Here is a 6063-nt window from a genome sequence, read left to right as displayed (position 1 = left end):
TATAGTAAAACTAGTTTAAAACAGAACTCAAAAATTATGACTATTTTACTCAAACCCTAAATTATATAATTTCTAGAAGTTAAATTTTAAATGGGTTCGAGTATATATCTCAAAATTACTTGAAAACATTAATTTTATATCCTTTATTTAGAAAAGTTTTCAATAAATTCGCTATTTAGACAAGGGTAAATACTAAAATTAGAAATTTATCTTTTTTATACATTTTCACTTCAATTTTATAAATTTTGAAAAAAAAACAAAAAAATACTTGATTTTTTTATATTATATGGTATACTGTAATTGTAAACGGTAATATAAAAATTTAAAAAAGGAGCTGATTAGCATGAAAAAATTAATTCTAGTAGGATTTTTAGCATTTGGAGCATTAGGATTCTCAAGATTTGTAAATGAGTGTCAAGTTACTAGTAAAGCAAAAGGAAGAGCAACTTGTGAAAGTTTGGAATCTGGAAAAACTTTCCAATTTACAAGTGGTAAATTATCTTCAATTTCAAAAGGATCTACTTACAAAATTTATTTTGAAGGAAATGGATACAAAGGGTTACGCCTAACTAAGGCTACTCTTGTTTCTTCTGACGATTCTTCAGATTACGATGATTCTGAGGGAGATGACTAATTAATTATCTCTTTAATAGATTATAATAAAAAGACTCTAAGTTTTTTAAACCTAGAGTTTTTTTGTTTGCTTTATTTAAATTATAATTCAATATCTTCTTTTCTTAAAGTTGGGAATAAAATAACATCTCTAATTGAAGCAGAATTCGTCTGTAGCATAACTAATCTGTCAATTCCTATTCCAAGCCCTCCTGCTGGTGGCATTCCATATTCTAAGGCACGTATATAGTCTAAATCCATTCCTTGTGCTTCATCATCTCCAGCTTCCTTCAATTTCACCTGTTCTTCAAATCTTTCCTTCTGATCTCTCGGATCATTTAATTCTGAATAAGCATTGGCAAATTCTCTTCCTGAAATAAATAATTCAAATCTGTCTACCCATTCAGTTTCACCTTTTTGGTTTTTTGAAAGCGGAGAAATTTCTTTTGGATATTCTGTAATAAATGTTGGATTCAATAAAGTTCCCTCGACTTTTTCTTCAAATATCAAGTTTAAAATTCCATATTTTGTATAAGTTTTGTCTTTTTCTAGCGGAATATTCATTTCTTTTGCTTTATTTATAGCATCTTCATCACTGCTAACTGTATCAAAATCAAATCCAGTTATTTCTTTTACAATGTCCTTCATTGTAACACGTCTCCAAGGCTTTGCCATATTAATAGTCTTATCTTCATATTCAATCTCATATTTACCATGAAGCTCAAATGTCAAGCTTGAAATCAAATCTTCTGTCAAGTCCATCATATCATTAAAATCAGCATAAGCCTGGTATAGTTCCATCATTGTAAATTCTGGATTATGTTTTATTGAAATTCCTTCGTTTCTAAAACTTCTGTTTATTTCGAACACTTTTTCAAATCCACCTACAAGCAGTCTTTTTAAGTATAATTCAGGTGCTATTCTCAAAAACAGCTCCATATCAAGTGCATTATGGTGTGTTACAAATGGTCTGGCTGTAGCTCCTCCAGCAACTGGATGCATCATTGGCGTTTCCACTTCTGTAAATCCATGTTTTTCAAGATAGCTTCTAAAAAATCTTATAATTTGGAATCTTTTTTTCATAGTATCCATAACTTCCCTGTTCATTACAAGATCCACATATCTTTGTCTGTAACGAGTTTCGATGTTAGTTAACCCATGAAATTTTTCTGGAAGCGGACGTACATTTTTAGATAATACTTCAAAAGAATCTACTCTTAAAGTCAATTCCCCAGTATTAGTTCTAAAAAGTTTCCCTTCTAGACCAATAAAATCTCCAAGTCCCATTTTTTTATAAATTTCGTACTGTTCTTCTCCAACTTCATCTTTTTTTACATAGTATTGAATTTTCCCAGTTGGATCCTGAATTTGTCCAAATCCATTTTTTCCCATTCTTCTAAAGGCAACGATTCTTCCAGCTGTTTTAAATACTTTATCACAAGTTTCATCATATTGATTTATTTCTGCAATATCATTTAATTTTTCATATTTTCGTCCATACGGTTCAATTCCTATTTCTTTCAGTTCTTCTACTTTTTTTAATTTTTCTTTTATAATACCATTATCATTGTGGTTTTGATTGCTCATCTATTTTTCCTTTCTGCTTTTTAATTATCTAACATTTGTATTTCTAAATTTATACTATTTATCACTTCATTACCATCTATTATATCATATTCCAGCATTATTTTTCCATTTTCTTTTTCAAATTTTTTTGTAAAAATTTCATATTTCCCACGAAATTTTGTTGTAATGAAAGTAAACAAAGTATTTTTATCTTTTTTGAATATCTGCTTGAAATTGATTTCACCATGTCGGTAAATTTCAATGGAATCAATTTTATCAACAATCTTACATTTTCCATATTCATCTTTGTAATGATATTCTTTTTTTTTATCAACAATTATTATTTTTTCCAGTTCAAATAATTTTTCATAATTTTCTTTAAATTTATCCAAACTTTTTATTTTTATTTTCATTTTTTTCCTTAAATATTGGTTTTTATTCATTTTAGTCTTCATCATCAAAGAAATCATCTAAAAATTCAGATAAATCCTCATCATCTTCGTCTTCATTGTTAAAAAATCCGTTTTCATCATTATTATCATCATTTAGTGAATCATAATTTCTTTCATCAAATTCTCCATCCACATTTTCATTTTTATCATATTCTCCAAAATCTTCGTTCCAATACATGTAATCCTTGTCAGACCCATAATATTCATCATTCCATATTTCAAGAACTTGATCTTCCTCATCTTCATCCAAATCATACAGTTCCTCTTCGATACTGTCATAGTAAAAAACCTTTTTTTCCCCAGTTTCATCATCGCAAACTAAATATTCCTTATCTCCTACCGTAATATTTGAAAGGCACGTATATCCTTCAACGTCACCCTCATTATTGATTTTTTCAAATTCTTCCCCAGCAGAATACATAATTTCCCTCCGTTATTTATGATATTTTATATTATTATTAATTGAAACCCATCTGTATAGTTGCTCTGTTAAAATTAATCGCATAAGTTGATGTGGAAAAGTCATTGGCGAAAAACATAATCTGAAATCCACAATTTTTCGTAAATTATCATTTACACCATTTGAACCGCCTATTATAAAATTAATTTCACTGCTTGTCATAGAAATTTCTTCAATTTTTTGTGCCATTTCTTCTGAATCAAGCATTTTTCCTTTTAAATCAAGTAAAATATTGTATGAATAACTTTTTTTTGAGATTGCATTTATTATTCTTTCAGTCTCAGAATTTATTGCATTTTCAATACCTTTGTTATCATCTTCTTCAGCAAGTTCTATAATTTCGAGTTTAATGTACTTTGATAACCTTTTTAAAAATTCATTTATTCCCTCTTTTATATATTTTTCTTTTATTTTTCCAACACATACTACATTAATTCTTATCATATTTTTTCCTTATTGTCAAAAGTTTTTTCATTTTTTTACTAAATTTCTCAATTTTTACCCTTATTTTCTTCTTCCAAACATTTTATCCAAATCATTTCTAGAAAGTTTTACAATAATTGGCCGTCCATGCGGACACGTATATTTCCCAACTTCGTGAATCCTTCGAACCATATTCTGCATTTCAAATGTATCAAGTTTTTGTCCAGCCTTCACAGCTCCTTTGCACGACATCGAAATAATGATATTTTCCCGTAAATCCTTTATTTCAACTTCATTTTTCAAATCCATAAGCAACTGTAAAAATACATTTTCAATGCTATCCCGAAAATCAAAGGCAGGCACAGCACGAATGACAATTTCATCTTCTGAAAACTCATCAATATCAAATCCAAAATCTTTAAAAATGTCAACATTTTCAAAAATAATATTTTTTTCAATTTGTGTAACTTCCATTTTTAGTGGCAATAATAAATGCTGCGATTCAATTTTCTTATTATAGAACTTATCCTTTAGCTCTTCATACAAAATTCTCTCATGAATAATATGCTGATCATAAATTTCCAGTTCGTCATCTCTACGAACAAGAATATATGTGTCAAAAATCTGTCCCAAAATATCATAATGAAACTGCTTTCCAATATGTTTTTCAAACGTTCCGACTTTATAATGAGATTCATTTTCAGTATTTTCATTTATAGTATCAAAATTTCTATATTCAACAGTATTTTTATAATTCTCAGAATTACTGTTTTTATCCCCTGTTTTAGTGTAATATTCATTCTTTTTCTTAAAATTTTCCACATTGTTTTCCACAGTCATTTTTGAATTATCATTCATTTTATTCCATATTTCATCAACGCTTAAATCATTTTCGTTTTTGTTTTTTGTAAAGTTTTCACTATTTGAAAAACTATCATTACTCATATTTTTAGAACTATCAAAAAACTCAGAATTTTTATCATTTTCATTAAAATTATCTCCTGAAAAATTATCTTTCTCATTTGAATTTTTAGTATTTTCTAAAACCTTTCCGTCAAAAGTTTCCAAACTTATAACTTTTTGATTTTCCCCCTTCAAAACGTCATCAGAAAACAAATCATCCTTTTCCACAGCGACATTCTCATTAATATTGATATTTTTCTTTATCAGGTCAATATTAGGTTGCCAGTTTTCCCTGTCATTGTAGTAAAAAAAGTCATCAATTGCTGATTTTATTTCATTATAAACAATCTTATCATTCGAGAATTTTATTATTTTTTTGGATGGGTGAACGTTTACATCTATTTCTTTTGGATCAGTATTGTAAAAAATAATTGCAAACGGATATTTCCCCTTCATTAGTTTAGTGTAATAGCCGTCTATAACAGCACGTTCAATAGTTGCTGACTTTACATATCGGTTATTTACAAAAGTAAACATAAAGTCCTTTGAACTTCGTAAAATTTCTACGTTACCTAAATATCCATATTCAAATTTTTTCAAATTTCTCAAAACTGACTTTCCAAATAATTCAAGGATTGCATTTTCAATACCTTTTCCACTTGTTTTTATCGTACTTTTTCCATCCAGTTTCAGCGAAAATGCCACATTACTGTTTGAAAGTGCTTCCTTTAGTACAATATCCCTGATTTTACCATATTCTGTTGACATTTTTCGCAAAAATTTTTGTCTGGCAGGCGTATTATAAAATAAATCCCTGACTTCCATTTCTGTCCCAACATTTTTCGAAACTTCCTCAAATTTTCTCACAACTCCGCCATAACAGCCAATCTTATATCCTACAGGACTATTCTCAGAACGTGTAGTAATCGTAAGCTTAGACACCGCTGCAATAGATGACAGAGCCTCTCCACGAAATCCATAAGTATTTAAGTTAAAAACATCTTCCTTTTCCTTAATCTTAGAAGTAGCATGCCGCTCCACTGACAAAAGCGTGTCGTCCTTATCCATCCCAATTCCATTATCACTCACTTTAACATCTGTTCCAGCTTTAAAAACCTCAATTTTTATCATTGTAGCCTTCGCATCCAGTGAGTTCTCAATCATTTCCTTAATCATCGAAGCTGGATTTTCCACAACTTCCCCAGCAGCAATAATATTTGACACTTTTTCATCAAGTATTTTTATATATCCCACAATTTCTCCTCCTTTTTCTATGTTATTTTTTTATTTTTATTGTAAAATTTTAAGTTTTTGCCTTAAAAATCTTTAATTTTGAGTAAGTGAGTTAAACTGCAAATTAAAGAACATTGCTTTGCTGAATTGTGGACTTTCTTGCATTTCCTAATTATCGTTATGTTTTACATATACAATATCAAATGTATCTTCAAAATATCTTAGATTAGGATCATTCAATTTTTCATTTACAGATTCTTTTAAAAATTGCGTAGTCAATTTTATTATTTCATCTTCTGACCTCACAGTAGGGTTTGGTGATTGCAAAAGTCTTTGTCTTTCTTCCAATATTTTCTTTTTAAATATTTCTATTGCTTCTGATAAATCAGGATATTTTATAGTAATATTTACAAT

General features: G+C 28.6%; 6 protein-coding genes and 1 pseudogene. 1 reads left to right on the top strand and 6 read right to left on the bottom strand.

Annotated elements, in window-relative coordinates; genetic code table 11:
- Positions 1 to 343: 343 nt before the first annotated feature.
- Positions 344 to 634, top strand: a complete 291-nt coding sequence (locus tag Q0370_RS09660) for a hypothetical protein (RefSeq protein ID WP_147006350.1) — start codon at positions 344 to 346, stop codon at positions 632 to 634.
- Between the two features lie 80 nt (positions 635 to 714).
- Here the strand turns inward: Q0370_RS09660 and lysS are convergent, their stop codons facing one another.
- From lysS to Q0370_RS09630, 6 genes and pseudogenes are all read right to left on the bottom strand, one after another.
- Positions 715 to 2199: a lysine--tRNA ligase gene (gene lysS, locus Q0370_RS09655; RefSeq protein WP_299575114.1), complete on the bottom strand. Its 1485-nt coding sequence runs from the start codon at positions 2197 to 2199 to the stop codon at positions 715 to 717.
- 20 nt (positions 2200 to 2219) lie between these two features.
- Entirely contained in the window at positions 2220 to 2591 is a 372-nt protein-coding gene (locus Q0370_RS09650; RefSeq protein ID WP_299575112.1) for a DUF1934 family protein, read from the bottom strand.
- A gap of 31 nt (positions 2592 to 2622) precedes the next feature.
- On the bottom strand, positions 2623 to 3051 hold the full coding sequence (locus tag Q0370_RS09645) for a hypothetical protein (protein ID WP_299575110.1): 429 nt from the start codon (positions 3049 to 3051) through the stop codon (positions 2623 to 2625).
- Between the two features lie 12 nt (positions 3052 to 3063).
- Positions 3064 to 3534, bottom strand: a complete 471-nt coding sequence (locus Q0370_RS09640; RefSeq protein ID WP_299575108.1) for a 23S rRNA (pseudouridine(1915)-N(3))-methyltransferase RlmH — start codon at positions 3532 to 3534, stop codon at positions 3064 to 3066.
- 60 nt (positions 3535 to 3594) lie between these two features.
- Positions 3595 to 5670, bottom strand: a complete 2076-nt coding sequence (gene mutL, locus Q0370_RS09635; protein WP_299575105.1) for a DNA mismatch repair endonuclease MutL — start codon at positions 5668 to 5670, stop codon at positions 3595 to 3597.
- A 147-nt stretch (positions 5671 to 5817) separates the two neighbouring features.
- Positions 5818 to 6063 (bottom strand): annotated as a pseudogene (locus tag Q0370_RS09630) (hypothetical protein); the annotation flags it as partial.

Source organism: uncultured Leptotrichia sp. (genome assembly GCF_938036635.1).
GTDB lineage: Bacteria > Fusobacteriota > Fusobacteriia > Fusobacteriales > Leptotrichiaceae > Leptotrichia > Leptotrichia hongkongensis.
Note: the sequence above shows the minus strand (reverse complement) of the source record. Positions and strands in the feature narration are given on the sequence as shown.